The organism is Bacillus sp. N1(2025), from assembly GCF_053470005.1.
Genome location: NZ_JBLTJB010000009.1, coordinates 12,723 through 29,194, shown reverse-complemented (window position 1 = coordinate 29,194; position 16,472 = coordinate 12,723). Strand labels below are relative to the sequence as shown.

Genomic DNA, 16,472 nt, shown 5'->3' with positions numbered 1-16,472 from the left:
ACCTCCTCATTTTGGTCTGACCCCGTTTTTTAACGACTGGCTGACAGTAAAATGACCTTCTGTTTTCTCAAAGACCTCCTCCATTGTTACACCTTCCTGCAGTTCGGTGAGCGTCATACGGCCATCATGAAAATCGAATACAGCCAAATCTGTGATCAGCCGATCGACCACCTGCCTGCCGGTTAAAGGCAGCGTACATTCCGTTCTCACTTTAGATTCCCCATATTTATTAACGTGCTCCATAATGACAATAATCCGTTTTGCTCCGTGGACCAAGTCCATGGCGCCGCCCATTCCTTTGATCATTTTTCCTGGGATCATCCAGTTCGCCAAATCTCCCCGTTCGGACACTTCCATCCCGCCGAGGATCGCTACATCAATGTGGCCGCCGCGAATCATGGCAAAGGATTCGGCACTGTCAAAATACGAGGCTCCCTTTACTTCGGTGATGGTTTCTTTTCCCGCGTTGATCAGATCGGGGTCCTCCGTTCCTTCCGCCGGATAAGGCCCGATCCCGAGCAAGCCGTTTTCAGACTGAAGCAGGACGTTATAATCATTCGGTATCTCATTGGCTACAAGCGTCGGCATCCCTATCCCCAAGTTCACATTCATTCCGTCCTTAATTTCCTTTACAGCCCGTTTGATCATTCGTTTTCTGCTATCTCTCATTCTGTCAGCCTCCTTTATCATGCTTGCCGGACGGTGCGGCGTTCAATCCGTTTTTCATGAATCCCGCCGAGCAGCACGTGCTGCACAAAAATACCCGGCGTATGAATTTGATCCGGATCAAGCTCTCCGGCATCGACGATTTCTTCAGCCTCTGCAATCGTCACTTTGCCTGCCATTGCAGCGAGCGGATTGAAATTTCTCGCCGTCTTTCTGAACATCAGGTTGCCCAGAGGATCGGCTTTCCAGGCCTTTACGATGGCGGCGTTCCCTGTAATCCCTTTCTCCAGAAGATAGGTGCGTCCGTCAAATGTCTTATGTTCTTTTCCCTCGGCTACTGATGTTCCGACGCCCGCAGGTGTGTAAAACGCCGGAATGCCCGCCCCTCCCGCGCGAATTCTTTCTGCGAGCGTTCCTTGGGGCACCAATTCGACTTCCAGCTCTCCGCTTAAAAACTGCCGTTCAAAGGTTTTGTTTTCTCCCACATAGGATGCGACCATTTTTTTGATCTGCCGGTTTGCAAGCAAGAGGCCTAACCCCCAATCATCAACACCGCAGTTATTACTGACAACGGTCAAGTTTTTTACGCCGCTGTCCCTGATCGCGAGAATTAATTGTTCCGGAATGCCGCACAGGCCGAAGCCTCCTGCGATGAGGGTGTCTCCGTCCTTGATCAGTGCAGCAGCATCTTGATAAGAGTCCATCACTTTTCCTTTTCCCATATTCGTTTCCCCTTTCTGTTTTGGCTACACAAGGCCCGTCAGACTGTAAATGGCGATGATGACAAACACAGCGGCTGTTTTAATGACGGTAATGGCAAAGATATCCCTGTAGGATTGGCGGTGGGTCAACCCGGTGACCGCGAGCAGCGTAATGACGGCGCCATTATGCGGAAGAGTGTCCATCCCGCCGGAGGCCATCGAGATCACCCGGTGCATGACCTCCGGCGGGATGTGGAATGTATTGATTGCTTCTGTATACGCTGCTGACATCGTGCTTAAAGCGATGCCCATTCCTCCTGATGCCGATCCTGTAATCCCGGCAAGCGCAGTGGTCGTCACCGCTCCGTTGACGAGCGGATCTGTAAACGTCTGCGATATGCCGCTGCTGACCATTTTAAAGCCGGGAAGCGCCGCAATGATGCCGCCAAATCCGTATTCGGCTCCTGTATTCATCGACGCCAGCAAGGCACCCCCGATGCCCTCATTCAGTCCTTCTTTCAAATTGAAGAGGACTTTTTTCCAATCGAACAAAATCGTGGTCATGATTCCGATGAACAGTGCGAGTTCGACTGACCAGATCGCAGTGACGGAGGAAAGGTCAATCTTCCCGAACGCTTCTAAGCCGAGCGGCGCAAAATCAAATCCGTCAGGGTACCAATGCGGGAGCCACATCGTGAAGCATTTGTTCATGACTCCCACAAGGATAAGCGGAACAAAGGCGAGCACTTGCCGCGCGGGGCTGGGTTGCGGTAAAACAGGCGTATGTGTTTCATTAGCCAGACTTGAGGATTCCTCTGCAGCGGTAACTTCAGATTGAAATCCAGCATAGCCTTCTCCGGCATTGGCCGCTTTTTTGCGCCGGGATTCTAAATAAATCATTCCGGCCGTAAGCACAAATGCTGCACCAATCAGTCCGAGCCAGGGAGCGGCATAAATGTTTGTTTTAAAAAAAGCGGTCGGAATGACATTTTGAATTTGCGGTGTGCCGGGAAGCGCATCCATTGTAAATGTAAAGGCGCCCAATGCAATCGTACCGGGTATCAGACGCTTGGGAATATCAGCTTTAATAAATAGGTTTTTAGCAAACGGATAAATGGCAAACACCGCTACGAAGAGACTGACGCCGCTGTACGTTAAAATCGCACCCATTAAGACGATGGCTAGAATGGCTCTTTTTGCTCCCACAAGCTTGACGATTGTTTTTGCAATCGACTCAGCGAGCCCGGATATTTCAACAACCTTGCCAAAAACGGCCCCTAAAAGAAATACGGGAAAATATAGCTTAATAAATCCTACCATCTTCTCCATAAATATATTCGAGAAGAAAGGAAGTACGAAGCTTGGATCTGTCAGGAGCACGGCAAACAGCGCACAAATCGGGGCGAATAAAATGACTGAAAAGCCCCGGTAAGCCGCAAACATCAGCATGCCTAATGCCAATAAAATAATAACAATGTCCACAAATCCCCCTCTTTTCTGCTTAATATTAGTAAGCGCTTACAAAAAATCGAGAAAATAAAGCAAAAAACATGCCGGTTTTGCACAGTTTCTGAGGCTGAAAAATGTGCATCATGGTGAATGTTCCGTTTTGGCGAAAGAAAGGGAGACTCTTGCTGTATTAGATTGATTGGCTGAGCAGTGAGTTTTTTTAGGGATAGTGAGATGGATCAGAGAGGATTTTTGCTTTATAAATATGTATTCTTTTTTCTTTCATTTATTTCCTGCAAGAGGAACCGATAAAATCCGGCCCTCCTGCATGGTCATTCAGCCAATGACAACCGGGAGCTCTTTGAGCGACCTAAAACCAATGAGCTTGCGGTATTCAAGGCGGTGTGCAGCCAGCCGAAGCTTAGGCATCCGCTCAAACAGTGTAAGAATTGCAATTTGTGCTTCGATGCGCGCTAATGAGGAGCCTATGCAAAAATGGGCGTTCTTTCCGAATGCAAGATGCGGGTTCGGCTTTCTTTGGATATCCATTTTGTGAGGTTGATCGAATATGCTTGGATCGCGATTGGCTGCCCCTAAAAGGATATATACCTGCTCTCCTTTTTTTATGGTCTTCCCATTTATTTCGCAGTCTTCTGAGGCGGTGCGTGCCGTCAGCTGCGCGGGGCTGTCGTAGCGCAGACATTCCTCAACTGCAGTTTCAATAAGCGAGGGGTTTTCTCTCAGTGCGCTAAGCTGTTCAGGGTGTTTCAATAAAGTAAACACACCGTTGCTTATGAGGTTTACCGTCGTCTCGTGTCCGGCTATGACAAGTAAGATACATGTCGCGAGCACTTCCTCTTTTGAAAGCTGTTCCTCCATAATAAACCTGCTGATCAAGTCTTGCTGAGGGTGCGCTTTCCGCTTGTGAATCAAATCTTTGAAATATGACGTCAGCCTGCCTGCGGTGTCGCTTGCTCTGACTAACGTCTTTCTTGATCGGGTAAGATCAATGGCCTGGATGACGTCTGCCGTCCATTGTCTGAATTGATATCTCTCCTCTTTCGGCACTCCGAGTATCTCCGCAATGATAAGGCTTGCCAATGGAAAGGCAAACTCTGAAACAAGGTCCGCGGTTTTTTTGATTTGGACTTGATCCAACAAGTCATGAACCGTTTCTTTTATACAAGGGCGAAGTGATTCCGCCGTCTTTGCGGTAAATTCTTTACCGATAAGCATCCGCATCCGCTTATGGTCTGATTGATTTTTAAATAACAGCATATCGTGCTGGATATGCGATAGATTTTGATATTTCGTTGAAGCTTCCGGAAGAGGAATGCGGTTTTTAAACCGAATGTCTTTCAGAATCGCTGCCGCTTCTTTGTACCCGGTGACATACCAGCCCGGATATTTTAATACGGTTCCTTTATAAACAGGATCAATGGATCGCAGTTTGTCATAAAACGGGTAAGGGTCATTCCAAAAATCCGAATCCGCATGGAGAGACGGATGTGCAATCGATAGGTCCGCCGTCATCTTATACCTCCGTATTGCAGGCGGATTGCAGGCCGGCTTTCATTTCTTCAACGGATTCGACTTCAAAACCTAAATCATGGAGCATTTGATGATCCTCTGTTTCTTGCTGCCCTGCTGTCGTTAAGTAATCTCCGACGAAAATCGAATTTGCGGCGTAAAGTCCCAGCGGCTGTAGCGAACGAAGGTTGACTTCCCGGCCTCCTGAGATACGGATTTCTTTTGACGGATTGATAAAACGGAACAAGGCGAGCACTTTCAGGCAATACACCGGATGTAATTCGCTTACCCCTTCTAACGGAGTTCCGTCAATCGCATGCAGAAAATTAACCGGGATGCTGTCGGCGTCAAGCGCTTTTAAGCTGTTCGCCATATCAATGACGTCCTGTTTCGTCTCTTTCATGCCGACGATGACACCAGAACAAGGTGACATCCCCGATTGTTTCGCCGTTTCCACTGTATTGACCCTGTCGTCATACGTGTGGGAGGTCGTAATGTTTGAGTGATTCCTTTGTGATGTATTGATGTTATGATTGTACCGGTCTACTCCTGCCTGTTTCAGCCGCTCTGCCTGTTCCGGCTTCAGCAGACCGAGACATGCGCAGATTTTTAAACCGTACGTTTCTTTAATTTCTTTGACAGCATCAACAACTTGATCTACTTCTCTGTTTGACGGTCCCCGCCCGCTGGCGACGATACAGTATGTCCCTATATTCAGGTCGTGGGCGCGTTTTGCCCCCTTTAGCAATATATGCTTATCCACCATCCGGTAAGACTCAATCGGCGCTTTTGATATTGAAGATTGTGAACAGTACCCGCAATTTTCCGGACACAGGCCTGATTTGGCATTCATAATCATATTCAGCTTTACTTTTTTTCCGTAAAATCGTTTTCTGATATGAAAAGCGGCATGCATCAGCAATAAAAGATCCTCATCAGGACAATTTAAAATGGCCAGCGCTTCTTGATTCGTTACTTCCGCCCCGTCCAGCACTCTCTCTGCAAGATCCATCCATTGATTCATGTTTATCTCCCCATTTGTGTCAGATTCATGAAAGAGGAAACATCTATATGTTTCTCAATCATGTGTTGAATGTTTTCCGATGAAACGTGATCCAGCTTCGGTGTGATTCCCAAAATCGGAACTTTGCATAATGTTTCAATCATGCTCGGGTTTGTCTTTTCGTCCAGCCCCGGCCTGCTCCTTACGCCGTTGATAATAATGCCGAGAACCTCTATCCCCATGTTTTTCGCATATTCAACGGTTAAATATGTGTGGTTGATGGTTCCGAGATCAGGCCTGGTGACAATCACTGCCGGCAATTCTAAGGCTTTTATCAGATCACTGACTAAGTAATTTTCACCAAGCGGGACGGAAATGCCGCCTGCCCCCTCGACGATGAAACACTCATGACGATTTTTGATCTTACTCCAGTGGGCCATGACTTCATCCATACTCACGGATTTCCCCTCAAGCATGGCGGCCGTGTACGGCGCAAGCGGCTCTTTCCATTCAAATGGCGTAATTTCTTCATGAGACAGTGCGGTTTGTGACATGTCTTTCAACAGCGAGGTGTCACTTTCCGGATGAGTCCGCGGCACGCCGCTTAAAAACGGCTTAAACACTCCGATATCCGCCTGTTTCTGCCGGAATGCCGCGGCAAGTCCGCAAGAAACGATGGTTTTTCCGACGCCGGTATCTGTTCCTGTGACAAAAAAACTTCTCATTTGTTTATATTCAGCTCTTTTCTAATGGAATCAAATGCTTCTGTCAGCTCGTCTATGTCCTGTAAGCTGCGATCCGCCGTAACGGTCAGCCTGATTCTGCTTTCGCCTTCCGGAACGGCGGGCGGGCGGATGGCCGGGGCGCAGATTCCCTTTTTCTCCAGCAGCGCAGCGGCTGAAACCGCTGTTTTTGCATCACCGATGATAACGGGGATAATCGGTGTATCTCCGCCTCTTACGGTAAAGCCCATATCGGCCAGACGCGTTTTTATCGTTTTGACAGACGACTGCAGCTCACGGCGCGTATCGTGCATATCTGATATGATGTCAAGTGCCGTATGCGAAGCTGCACAAATTGACGGCGGGAGGGCCGTCTGAAAAATAAACGTCCGCGCCTGATTCAGCAAAAAATCAATGAAAATGTTTGATCCCGCGGCAAAACCGCCTTCCGTTCCTACAGCTTTGCTTAATGTGCCGATGACAACATCAGGACAAACACCGAAATAGTCACTGGTTCCTCCGCCGTTTTCCCCGAGTACACCGGTTGCATGCGCGTCATCTGCTATCACAAATGCCTGGTACTGCTTTGCAAGCGCCATTATGCGGTCAAGAGGCGCAATTGTGCCGTCCATGCTGAAGACGCCGTCTGTGACGATAAAGCGGCGGTTCCGAGCCTGGACGGAGGCAAGTTTTTTCTCAAGATCAGCCATATCAATATGGCGGTACACGATGGTTTCCGCTTTTGATAAACGGCAGCCGTCAACAATGCTCGCATGGTTCAGTTGATCGCTTAAAATGACATCGCCTTTTTGAGGCAGTGAGGCAAGCACGCCGATATTCGCCAAGTAACCGCTTGAAAACAATAAAGCCGCTTCCGTCTGTTTAAAGTCCGCGATTGTTTGTTCAAGTTTTTCGTGCCACACAGTATTTCCTGTCGTTAACCGTGAGCCGCCGCTTCCCGCTCCGAACCGGCTCAGCGCCGTTTGCGCGGCTGTGATCAGCCGTTCATCTTTTGACAGGCCTAAATAGTCATTGGACGCCCAGGTCTGCCGCTTTTGCTCCTTGGTTTTGAGAGCGATTTCCTGTGTTCGCAGCGTCCGATACAGCCCGTCTCTTTTCACCGCGTCGAGCCTTTTGAGGAGCCATCCGTCAAAATCCACGGCCGGTCACCTCGGCTATCGCTTCTTTCATAATGGAGATCATGGCTTGTAACTGATCGGTTGTGCTGGCAAGCGGCGGCAGAAAGGCGATGACGTCTCCGAGCGGCCGTGTCAGCATACCAAGCTCTCTCATTTTCAAGGACACCTTGTATCCCATCCGCTTTTCAGGCGGATAAGGCTGTTTTGTCCCCTTATCCTGCACAAGCTCTATGCCGCACATGAAACCGAGCTGGCGGACATCGCCGACATGAGGAAGCTGCTTCAGATCATGAAGAAATTTCGCTGCCGTTTTTGATTTTTCGGCGACTTGTTCAACGATGCGCTCTGATTCGAATAAACGCAGATTTTCAATTGCCGCGGCACAGCCAAGCTGATTTCCTGTATAGGAATGGCCGTGGAAAAATGTTTTCATTTTGTCGTAGTCATCGTAGAAGGCTTCATAAATGGCTTCTGTGGCAAACGTCACAGCGATCGGCAAATAGCCTCCCGTAATGCCTTTCCCTGCCGCCATCAAGTCCGGCTGGACATTTTCATGCTCACAGGCAAACATTTTTCCGGTGCGGCCGAACCCCGTCGCCACTTCGTCAACGATCATTAACACATCATATGCCGTACACAGCTTTCGTACGCCTGCCAGAAAGCCTTCAGGCATGACGATCATCCCGGATGCGCCTTGCACCATCGATTCAATCGTAAGTGCGGCAATCTCTTCGTGGTGCTTTGCAAGCAGCTGTTCGAGCGCGTGAAGGCATTCATCCCGGCACTGTACGGGGGCGCCGCTTTCAGATCTGTATACATACGGAATCGGGGCTTTGTAGCTTTCAAACATCAGCGGGCCGTACACATGGTGGAAGAGTTCAATGGAGCCGACGCTGACGGCTCCGATCGTATCGCCGTGATAGCCGTTCTGCATAGAAATAAACGTCTGTTTCTCGGGTCTCCCTATGTTTTTCCAGTATTGAAAGGCCATTTTCAGAGCGATTTCCATTGCTTCCGCTCCGCTGTCGGAGTAAAAAACGCGTGTCAGCTTTTCCGGTGTGATGCCTGTCAGCATCTCGGCAAGTTCTGTTGCGGGAACGTTCGTCATACCCAGCAAAGTCGAATGAGCGATTTTTTCAAGCTGTTTTTGAATCGCTTCATCCATTTCTTTTTTGCGGTGGCCGTGTACATTGAGCCATACTGAAGAAAAGCCGTCATAATATTCTTTGCCGCTGATGTCTTTCAGCATGATCCCGTTTCCGCTTTCAATGATTAACGGATCTTCATCGTAATCTTTCATTTGTGTGAAAGGCAGCCAAAGATGCTGTTTGCTTTTTTCAATCATTGATTGTTTCATCATTTCTCCTCCCGCTGAATGAATACAGGCTGCTTCTCCAAAAAATGGATACAGCTCTCTGTATCTATGGAGCCATCTGTAAAGAAAATCCGGCAGCCGCTTTCATCTCCGGCATTTTTCATCTTGGCAATCCGCTGATATCCCAGCTTCTTTGCGGCAACGTAGCCTGTTATGTAATCAGGATCATCCGACCAGCACAATTCAGCAATAATCCCCGGATATGCGCAAACTTTTGCCGCGATGGCATGTGCTTCTTTTATTCGTGAATTTTCCGGCATGTTGTGAGTAAAAGCCCATTTTTGAAAATCATGTGACGGCCAATCCACTCGAGATACCCGCACACCTCTATTTCCTCTGCCGTCAATGCGTTTTCCTGCCCGGATATCAAACAGGACCGCTCCTCTTGCGTCTGCATATTCCGCAATGTTTTCGTACGCTTTCTCTATCATGTGCGGGGGAATTCCCGCCTTTTGCAGAAGCTTGCGGGCGATCGCTTGTCCTTTTTCCGGCGTGTCTGTTTGATGGAAAGCAACCGGCAAAGGGCGGATCGTTTCGATCGGTTCATTAACGCTTTCAAGCTGAATTTGCATAAAATCAGGTATCCCTCTTGAGTGCGAGAAGCCTTTATGTAATAAGCCATCTACCGCTTCCTGTAAACCGTCGTAAGTGATGAGCCGTTCTCCGCCGGAAATGTGTTTTCCGCCCTGCTCATGGGGGGCGTTTCGGGAAGCTCTCATTCTGACGCTGTAATAGGTTTCTTCCCGCATATATTCCCCTCCTTTCTCTTACTTTGAAAATTAATGTTAACCAAAATAATTAAAGGTTAACACTTATACAGAATATTAGTGCCCCTCACGGAATATGTCAACCTAAACTATCAAACTGTTAACTTAATGAGTTTTGCAAAGCCTCATTACGTTTTCATGTTTTGTTCATATTTTAGTAATTGTTTATTCAACACTGTCCGTTAAAGTAATCCATATCAACAAATAGGACAGCGATCCGCATCTTACTTATGAAGGGAGGTCAAAGCCGGATGCCGTTATGCTGAAAGAAAAAGTAAAGACAGCAGGCCGTTTTTGCACTGTAGGCGTCGGAAATACGCTGATTGATTTTGGTGTCTTCTTTCTTCTCGCCGCTTGTCATGTCCCCTATCTTCCGGCGCAGATCTGCTCCTATTCGGCAGGGATCATCAACAGCTATGTATGGAACCGGAAGTGGACGTTTCGTGTAAAACGCAAGGCTGACGGGAAAGAGATCATGCGATTTCTCATGATTAATCTTGCCGCGTCGGGAATCACCTTTTTGCTGCTTTACGCGTTTCAAAAAGGCGGCTGTTCGCTATTGGTGAGTAAGTTCGCCGCCACTATCGGCGGAATGATGATGAATTTTATCGGAAACCGAATCTGGGTATTTGGAGATTCGCTGAAAAACATACAGGATCAGGAGTGAAGATGAATGAGAAAAAAAGTGAGAAAAGCGGTCATTCCCGCAGCAGGTTTAGGAACGAGATTTCTGCCGGCGACAAAGGCGCAGCCGAAAGAAATGCTGCCGATTGTCGACAAACCGGCCATCCAATATATTGTCGAAGAGGCCGCAGCGTCAGGAATTGAAGATATACTGATTATTACAGGGAGAAACAAACGCTCGATTGAAGATCATTTTGACCGGTCGGCGGAATTGGAATTCAATCTGCGGGAAAAAGGCAAGACGGAGACGCTGAAGGAGATGCAGCAGATCGCCGATTTGGCCAATATTCATTACATCCGTCAGAAAGAACCGCTCGGATTAGGACATGCGGTGCTGTGTGCGGAGCATTTTATCGGAGATGAGCCTTTTGCCGTTCTCTTAGGTGATGATATTATGGTATCTGACACTCCCGCTCTTTCACAGCTCATAGACGTCTATAACCAACACGGCACAGAAACGATCGGCGTACAGCCCGTCGATCCTGCTGATGTCAGCAAATATGGTATTATACAGACGGGGCGGCAGAGCGGTCATGTATACCAGGTTGAGGATCTGATTGAGAAACCGGCTGTTGAAAAGGCGCCCTCTCATATTGCCGTGATGGGCCGCTACATATTAACCCCTGCTATTTTTAAAACGCTGAAGACGATCGGAAGAGGCGCGGGCAACGAAATCCAATTGACAGACGCGCTGCGCGAAGTGTGCCGCACCCGAAGCATTTATGCGCGGGAGCTTGAAGGAAGCCGGTTTGATATAGGAGATAAGTTCGGCTGTTTTATGGCCGGCACGGAGATCGGGCTTCTGCGGGAAGAAATGAGACCGAAACTTTTAGCTTATTTAGAAGAGGTGTTAAAAAGAGAATCTGAAGAAATCGTGCGCTAAAAAATAATTTGTAACCATTTTGCTTGTCAATCAGTCATATAATTGGGTAAAAAGATAAAGAGGTTGTGAACAGTGTGGGCAATTTTATTAGTGAAATATTATCCTGGCTGACAAGTATGGGCTATTTAGGGATTGCGCTCGGATTAATGATCGAAATCATTCCGAGTGAAATCGTTCTGGCTTACGGAGGCTATATGGTGTCAGAAGGTACGATCAGCTTTATCGGCGCCATTGTCGCCGGTGTGATCGGGGGAACGATCGCGCAGTGCTTTATTTACTGGATCGCCCGTTATGGGGGACGGCCGTTTTTGGACAAGTACGGCAAGTACTTACTTCTGAAAAAGCATCATGTTGATGTTGCGGAAAACTGGTTTCGCCGTTACGGCGCCGGCGTTGTGTTTTCGGCGCGGTTTATCCCGGTCGTCAGACATGCGATTTCCATCCCGGCCGGCCTTGCGAAAATGCCTCTTTCCAAGTTTGTCATATTGACGACGCTTGCCATTATTCCGTGGTCTGTCATTTTCGTTTATCTCGGGTATCAGCTCGGGGGACAGTGGAAAGACGTAGACAGCTATGCCGGAATGTATACAACTCCGATCATTATATTGGCGCTCGTATTTATTGTTGTTTATTTTGTTGTAAAGAAAATGAGATCAAGACTGTGAAAAAAGACTGCATAAGAACGGCTGTGAGCCGGATCTGTGCAGTCTTTTTTTTATTTATACCGGGTATACGGGGTGTTTCCGGTGTGTGAATGTCAGTTGTTTGGACATGTAAGCAGTGAGGCGTTTATTGAGTTCATCCCGCAAGGAATCAGCAGGAACAATGCCGTCAATCACCATTTCAGAGGCAAGCCGGTAAAGGTTAATGTCTTCCTTATATTCATCACGCTTTTCTTGAATAAAAGCCGGTCTTTCTTCAGGGGCTAGCTCGCTGATTTTCTTTGCGTAGACCGCATTCACCGCTGCTTCAGGACCCATTACGGCAATTTGCGCAGTCGGAAGCGCTAAACAGCAGTCCGGTTCAAAAGCAGGCCCCGCCATCGCGTATAATCCGGCACCGTAGGCTTTTCTGACGATAACGGAAAGCTTCGGAACAGTCGCTTCCGCCATTGCGGAGATCATTTTTGCGCCATGCCTGATGATGCCCGCCTGCTCAACCTTCGTTCCGATCATGAATCCGGGAATGTCTGCTAAAAACAGAAGCGGAATATGGAATGCGTCGCACAAAGCGATAAATTTTGCGGCTTTATCCGCCGAATCGAGAAATAAAACCCCGCCTTTGACACGCGGCTGATTGGCGATAATGCCGACCGGCTGTCCGTGAATCCGCGCAAGCCCCGTTATTAATTCCTGCGCAAATAACGGTTTAATCTCAAAAAATGTGTCTTCATCAATGACACGTTCAATTAAATCCATCATGTTGAACGGTGCGTTTTGATGTGCCGGGATGACATCTGAGAGCGGTTTTTCAAAAGCTATCGGGTTCTTAGATTTGTTGACTGGCGCTTTTTCAGTATAATTTGCCGGAAAGTAGCTGAGATATGTCTGCGCCATCATGATTGCTTCTTGTTCCGTCGGGGCGAGGAGATCACCGCAGCCTGATACGGAACAATGCATACGGGCGCCGCCCATTTCTTCAAGCGATACTTTCTCGCCAATCACCATTTCCGCCATACGCGGGGAGCCTAAGTACATGGATGCATTGCCTTCGACCATAATGACAATGTCGCAAAAGGCCGGAATGTAAGCGCCGCCCGCAGCGGAAGGGCCGAACAATAAACAGATTTGCGGAATGCGGCCCGACAGCTTTACTTGATTATAAAAGATGCGGCCGGCTCCCCTTCTGCCCGGGAACATGTCGACCTGATCCGTAATTCTCGCACCTGCGGAATCGACTAAGTACAAGAGCGGACACTGAAGCTTTTCCGCCGTCTCCTGAATGCGGATGATTTTTTCCACCGTTTTCGCGCCCCACGAGCCCGCCTTTACGGTTGAGTCGTTTGCCATCACACAAACGGTTCTGCCGCCGATGGTTCCGATCCCGGTAACGACCCCGTCAGCCGGCAGTCCGTCTGACATGCACTCGGCGAAAAAAGCGTCTTCAACAGATATGCCGTCATCGAATAAAAGCTTCAGCCTGTCTCTTACAAAAAGTTTTCCCTTCTTTTCATTGCTTGCGTGATATTTCGCGGCTCCTCCCTTTTCAATCGTTTTGCTGCGTGTCTGCCGTTCTTTTTCGTAATCCATCCGAGTCCCTCCATGTTTTATTTTCCTTTGTATTCAGGGGGTCTTTTTTCTTTAAAAGCGCGCAGGCCCTCTTCTCTGTCAAGTGTGGGGATGACTTGTTCATATGCTTTTCGTTCGATTTCGAGTCCTGTATTGAGATCTGTCTCCAGACCCTTGTTTATCGCGGATTTTGCTTGTCTGACGGCGATCGGCCCATTAGCGGCGATTCGGCCGGCCAGTGCTTTTGCTTTTTCCATAAGTTCATCGGCTTCACAAACATACTCGATCAGCTTCATGTCTTTTCCCTCTTCTGCAGAAAGTCTTCGGCCGGTATAGATCAATTCTTTTGCCGCGCCGGGACCGATAAGCCGGGGCAGTCTCTGCGTTCCGCCCGCTCCGGGAATGATCGCAAGCCCTGTTTCAGGAAGGCCGAGGCCCGCCCGGCTGACGGCGATTCTGATATCGCAGGCAAGAGCGAGTTCAAGGCCTCCTCCGACAGCGGTGCCGTTCAGCGCTGCAATGACCGGCTGCGGGAGAGCTTCAATGGATGCGGCCGTTTCACCGATACGCCTGACGCTTTGTTGGACTTGTTCATGGTCCATCCCCGCTCTTTCTTTTAAATCAGCACCGGCGCAAAATGTGTTCCCGGTGCCGGTGAGAATGACACAACGAATGGATGGCGAGTTTTTGATGTCTTCAATCACACGCTGTAAATGATCAATCATTTCTGAAGACAGCGAGTTGGCCGCATGCGGGCGGTTCAGCGTGATCAGACCGATCGTTTCTTGACAGACGGAATACAAGACGCAATCTTCCATGGCTTCTCCTTTCTCATTTCGTTCTGAATGCCTGCAGGTTTCTGCTTGGCAGGTCTTTGCCTATTTTATCCGCGATCCAGCCGGCGGCATAAAGAAGTTTATTCATGTCCGTCCCGGTATCAATCCCCATTTGTTCGAGCATATAAATGACGTCTTCTGTGGCAGCGTTGCCTGCTGATCCAGGGGCGTACGGGCAGCCGCCAAGCCCGCCTGAGGAAGTATCAAAGGATGTGATGCCCATATCAAGAGCGGGAATGATATTCGCTAGAGCCGTTCCTCTTGTATCATGGAAATGGAGTGCGATTTTTGAGGCGGGAATTCTCGGCAAAAGGGCTTCAAGCACGGCTATGACCTGCAAGGGGTTTGCCGCGCCGATCGTGTCGCCGAGCGATATTTCATCAACACCCATTTCGAGCAGGGTGTCTGACAGGCGGATGACTTGTTCGACCGGCACGTTCTGTTCGTACGGACAGCCGAACACAGTGGACAGATAAGCTCTCGTCGCCATTTTTTCAGCTTTTGCTTCAGTAATAACCCGCCTGAGCTCTTGAACGGTCCGGTCAATCGGTTTGTTTACGTTTTTTTGGTTATGGGTTTCGCTTGCAGATAAAAATACACATGCCTGATCGATTCCGCCTTCTGCCGCATGCTCCAGCCCGATGAGGTTCGGAACGAGAGCCGCGTAGACCGTATGTTCAGATCTGGCAATGCCTTTTGCGACGTCCAGGCTGTCACGAAGAGCCGGAATCCATCTCGGATGCACGAATGATGTCACTTCGATATAGGGAAGGCCTGTTTTTGAAAGCATATTGATCCACTCAATCTTATCTTCTGTATCCACCCACGCCGATTCATTCTGCAAGCCGTCACGCGGTCCTACTTCATTGATGCGGACATGTTTCGGACAGTTCATGCTGCACCTCCCGTTTTATTGAAGTTCAATCAGGACCTCTCCTTCATCAGTGAAATCACCTTCTGATTTTTTCACTTCTTTCACCGTACCCGCTGCATCAGCGATAATCGGAATTTCCATTTTCATAGATTCCAAGATGGCCACTTCCTGTCCTTCTTCAATGACATCACCCGGCTTCACATGAATTTTCCACAGGTTTCCCGCCATCTGAATTTTTATGACGCTCATTTTGACGCCCCCTCGTTCATTGTTTGTAAAAAGCCGGTTGTCGCCTCACCCTTTTCAAACACTTCTGAATGGGCAATTTTTGTCAGCAGCGGAATGTTGGTTTTAATCCCTTCTACATGATATTCGCCAAGGGCGGTTTTCAGTTGTTCAATGGCTTGTTTTCTCGTATTCGCCGTGACGATCATTTTGGCAATCATCGGATCGTAAAACGGAGAAATGACGCTTCCCTTTTCGACGGCGCATTCGTGTCGCACTGACGGGTGTCTTAAAACGGAAAAAGACGAGATGGTACCGGGTGACGGGTAAAAGGTGACCGGATCTTCCGCATAGATCCGCACTTCTATCGCATGACCGCGGTGGTTGATATCTTTCTGCGAGAAAGTCAGCGCCTGCCCAGCGGCAATTTTCAGCTGTTCTTCCACAAGATCCAGTCCTGTAATTTCTTCTGTCACCGGATGCTCCACCTGCAGTCTTGTGTTCATCTCTAAAAAATAGATTTGTTTCTTTTGGTCGACGAGAAATTCTATTGTGCCTGCATTTTGGTAGCCGATCGATTTTGCGGCTTTAACGGCGGTTTCACCGAGTCTTTGTCTTAATTCATCGTCAACAAACGGTGACGGTGCTTCTTCTATCACTTTTTGGTGGCGCCTTTGTACTGAACAGTCACGTTCAAACAGATGAACGGTGTTGCCGAAAGAATCTGCGAGTATCTGAATTTCAATATGACGGGCATTTTCAATGACCTTTTCCATGTACATTGCGCCGTCTCCGAAAAAGGACGCGGCCCGCTTTTGATTGCCTTCGAACGCTTTGGCCAGCTCTTCTTCTGAATGTACGATCTGCATGCCGATTCCGCCGCCGCCTGCGGACGCTTTCAGCATGACCGGAAAACCGATGGCACGGGCTTCGGCTAAGGCGGAGTGAACATCGGGCAATGGCTCTGAAACACCGGGAACGATCGGGACCTTTGCTTTTTGCATCGTTTTTCGGGCTTCTATCTTGCTGCCCATCTTGGCGATGATATCACCGGGCGGACCGATAAATGTGATTTGTTCCTTCCGGCAGCGTTCGGCGAACAGGCTGTTTTCTGACAGTAGCCCGTAGCCCGGATGAATGGCGTCCGCTCCGGCGGATTTAGCGGCTTCTATGATTCTGTCGATATGTAAATAGCTTTCATTTACTCTCGATTTACCGATCGGATAGGCCTCATCAGCAGCTTTTACATGCAGCGCGTCCCGGTCGGCTTCTGAATACACAGCTGCCGAGGGGATGCCGAGACGTTTGCAGGTGCGGATAATTCTTAAGGCGATTTCTCCTCTGTTGGCAATCAGGACTTTTTTAAACAAATGTGAAGCACTCCTTTTTC

The 16,472-nt window shown here is 48.7% G+C and carries 17 protein-coding genes; 3 read left to right on the top strand and 14 right to left on the bottom strand.

The window, feature by feature from the left end; translation table 11 throughout:
* Positions 1–6: 6 nt before the first annotated feature.
* The 9 genes from ACNFN4_RS17525 to ACNFN4_RS17485 form a co-directional block, all read right to left on the bottom strand.
* A complete protein-coding gene (locus tag ACNFN4_RS17525; RefSeq protein WP_007410136.1) occupies positions 7–669 on the bottom strand; it encodes a CoA transferase subunit B in 663 nt (220 codons plus the stop codon).
* A 17-nt stretch (positions 670–686) separates the two neighbouring features.
* Positions 687–1,388, bottom strand: a complete 702-nt coding sequence (locus ACNFN4_RS17520) for a CoA transferase subunit A (protein ID WP_007410135.1) — start codon at positions 1,386–1,388, stop codon at positions 687–689.
* 24 nt (positions 1,389–1,412) lie between these two features.
* Positions 1,413–2,849: a GntP family permease gene (locus ACNFN4_RS17515; protein WP_020955901.1), complete on the bottom strand. Its 1,437-nt coding sequence runs from the start codon at positions 2,847–2,849 to the stop codon at positions 1,413–1,415.
* A 303-nt stretch (positions 2,850–3,152) separates the two neighbouring features.
* Positions 3,153–4,349, bottom strand: a complete 1,197-nt coding sequence (locus ACNFN4_RS17510; protein ID WP_015239958.1) for a cytochrome P450 — start codon at positions 4,347–4,349, stop codon at positions 3,153–3,155.
* A 1-nt stretch (position 4,350) separates the two neighbouring features.
* The gene (gene bioB, locus ACNFN4_RS17505; protein WP_007410132.1) at positions 4,351–5,370 is read right to left on the bottom strand and encodes a biotin synthase BioB; all 1,020 of its coding nucleotides are present in this window, start codon (positions 5,368–5,370) and stop codon (positions 4,351–4,353) included.
* Positions 5,371–5,372: 2 nt separating this feature from the next.
* Positions 5,373–6,074 (bottom strand): dethiobiotin synthase, encoded by a 702-nt coding sequence (gene bioD, locus ACNFN4_RS17500; RefSeq protein ID WP_448200355.1) that lies wholly within the window; start codon positions 6,072–6,074, stop codon positions 5,373–5,375.
* Positions 6,071–7,231, bottom strand: coding sequence for an 8-amino-7-oxononanoate synthase (gene bioF, locus ACNFN4_RS17495; RefSeq protein WP_448200354.1), 1,161 nt, complete (start codon positions 7,229–7,231; stop codon positions 6,071–6,073). The genes bioD and bioF overlap by 4 nt, the downstream gene beginning before the upstream one ends.
* Entirely contained in the window at positions 7,221–8,567 is a 1,347-nt protein-coding gene (gene bioA / locus ACNFN4_RS17490) for an adenosylmethionine--8-amino-7-oxononanoate transaminase (RefSeq protein WP_065180820.1), read from the bottom strand. The genes bioF and bioA overlap by 11 nt, the downstream gene beginning before the upstream one ends.
* A complete protein-coding gene (locus tag ACNFN4_RS17485; protein WP_448200353.1) occupies positions 8,567–9,334 on the bottom strand; it encodes a 6-carboxyhexanoate--CoA ligase in 768 nt (255 codons plus the stop codon). The genes bioA and ACNFN4_RS17485 overlap by 1 nt, the downstream gene beginning before the upstream one ends.
* A 277-nt stretch (positions 9,335–9,611) precedes the next feature.
* On the opposite strand from ACNFN4_RS17485, the gene ACNFN4_RS17480 reads away from it, so the two are divergent.
* From ACNFN4_RS17480 to ACNFN4_RS17470, 3 genes are all read left to right on the top strand, one after another.
* Complete coding sequence (locus tag ACNFN4_RS17480; protein WP_014418060.1) at positions 9,612–10,019, top strand: GtrA family protein; 408 nt, start codon at positions 9,612–9,614, stop codon at positions 10,017–10,019.
* Between the two features lie 6 nt (positions 10,020–10,025).
* Positions 10,026–10,919, top strand: coding sequence for a UTP--glucose-1-phosphate uridylyltransferase GalU (gene galU / locus ACNFN4_RS17475; protein WP_014418061.1), 894 nt, complete (start codon positions 10,026–10,028; stop codon positions 10,917–10,919).
* A gap of 74 nt (positions 10,920–10,993) precedes the next feature.
* The gene (locus ACNFN4_RS17470) at positions 10,994–11,584 is read left to right on the top strand and encodes a DedA family protein (protein WP_007410125.1); all 591 of its coding nucleotides are present in this window, start codon (positions 10,994–10,996) and stop codon (positions 11,582–11,584) included.
* A gap of 54 nt (positions 11,585–11,638) precedes the next feature.
* Here the strand turns inward: ACNFN4_RS17470 and ACNFN4_RS17465 are convergent, their stop codons facing one another.
* From ACNFN4_RS17465 to ACNFN4_RS17445, 5 genes are read right to left on the bottom strand one after another with little or no spacing between them, the layout of a single operon-like run.
* The gene (locus ACNFN4_RS17465; RefSeq protein WP_029973826.1) at positions 11,639–13,168 is read right to left on the bottom strand and encodes an acyl-CoA carboxylase subunit beta; all 1,530 of its coding nucleotides are present in this window, start codon (positions 13,166–13,168) and stop codon (positions 11,639–11,641) included.
* 17 nt (positions 13,169–13,185) lie between these two features.
* Positions 13,186–13,965: an enoyl-CoA hydratase gene (locus ACNFN4_RS17460; protein ID WP_100261827.1), complete on the bottom strand. Its 780-nt coding sequence runs from the start codon at positions 13,963–13,965 to the stop codon at positions 13,186–13,188.
* Positions 13,966–13,978: 13 nt separating this feature from the next.
* Positions 13,979–14,878: a hydroxymethylglutaryl-CoA lyase gene (locus ACNFN4_RS17455; RefSeq protein ID WP_007410122.1), complete on the bottom strand. Its 900-nt coding sequence runs from the start codon at positions 14,876–14,878 to the stop codon at positions 13,979–13,981.
* A 15-nt stretch (positions 14,879–14,893) separates the two neighbouring features.
* Positions 14,894–15,106 (bottom strand): acetyl-CoA carboxylase biotin carboxyl carrier protein subunit, encoded by a 213-nt coding sequence (locus ACNFN4_RS17450; protein WP_007410121.1) that lies wholly within the window; start codon positions 15,104–15,106, stop codon positions 14,894–14,896.
* Complete coding sequence (locus ACNFN4_RS17445) at positions 15,103–16,452, bottom strand: acetyl-CoA carboxylase biotin carboxylase subunit (protein ID WP_021493381.1); 1,350 nt, start codon at positions 16,450–16,452, stop codon at positions 15,103–15,105. The genes ACNFN4_RS17450 and ACNFN4_RS17445 overlap by 4 nt, the downstream gene beginning before the upstream one ends.
* Positions 16,453–16,472 lie beyond the last annotated feature (20 nt).

Bases quoted from the DNA above. Each gene is read 5' to 3' on its own strand.
- ACNFN4_RS17510 (WP_015239958.1), bottom strand. From the start codon at position 4,349: ATGACGGCGGACCTATCGATTGCACATCCGTCTCTCCATGCGGATTCG.
- bioA (WP_065180820.1), bottom strand. From the start codon at position 8,567: ATGAAACAATCAATGATTGAAAAAAGCAAACAGCATCTTTGGCTGCCT.
- ACNFN4_RS17485 (WP_448200353.1), bottom strand. From the start codon at position 9,334: ATGCGGGAAGAAACCTATTACAGCGTCAGAATGAGAGCTTCCCGAAAC.
- ACNFN4_RS17525 (WP_007410136.1), bottom strand. From the start codon at position 669: ATGAGAGATAGCAGAAAACGAATGATCAAACGGGCTGTAAAGGAAATT.
- galU (WP_014418061.1), top strand. From the start codon at position 10,026: ATGAGAAAAAAAGTGAGAAAAGCGGTCATTCCCGCAGCAGGTTTAGGA.
- ACNFN4_RS17480 (WP_014418060.1), top strand. From the start codon at position 9,612: ATGCTGAAAGAAAAAGTAAAGACAGCAGGCCGTTTTTGCACTGTAGGC.
- ACNFN4_RS17465 (WP_029973826.1), bottom strand. From the start codon at position 13,168: ATGGATTACGAAAAAGAACGGCAGACACGCAGCAAAACGATTGAAAAG.
- ACNFN4_RS17460 (WP_100261827.1), bottom strand. From the start codon at position 13,965: ATGGAAGATTGCGTCTTGTATTCCGTCTGTCAAGAAACGATCGGTCTG.
- ACNFN4_RS17450 (WP_007410121.1), bottom strand. From the start codon at position 15,106: ATGAGCGTCATAAAAATTCAGATGGCGGGAAACCTGTGGAAAATTCAT.
- ACNFN4_RS17520 (WP_007410135.1), bottom strand. From the start codon at position 1,388: ATGGGAAAAGGAAAAGTGATGGACTCTTATCAAGATGCTGCTGCACTG.
- bioD (WP_448200355.1), bottom strand. From the start codon at position 6,074: ATGAGAAGTTTTTTTGTCACAGGAACAGATACCGGCGTCGGAAAAACC.
- ACNFN4_RS17455 (WP_007410122.1), bottom strand. From the start codon at position 14,878: ATGAACTGTCCGAAACATGTCCGCATCAATGAAGTAGGACCGCGTGAC.
- bioB (WP_007410132.1), bottom strand. From the start codon at position 5,370: ATGAATCAATGGATGGATCTTGCAGAGAGAGTGCTGGACGGGGCGGAA.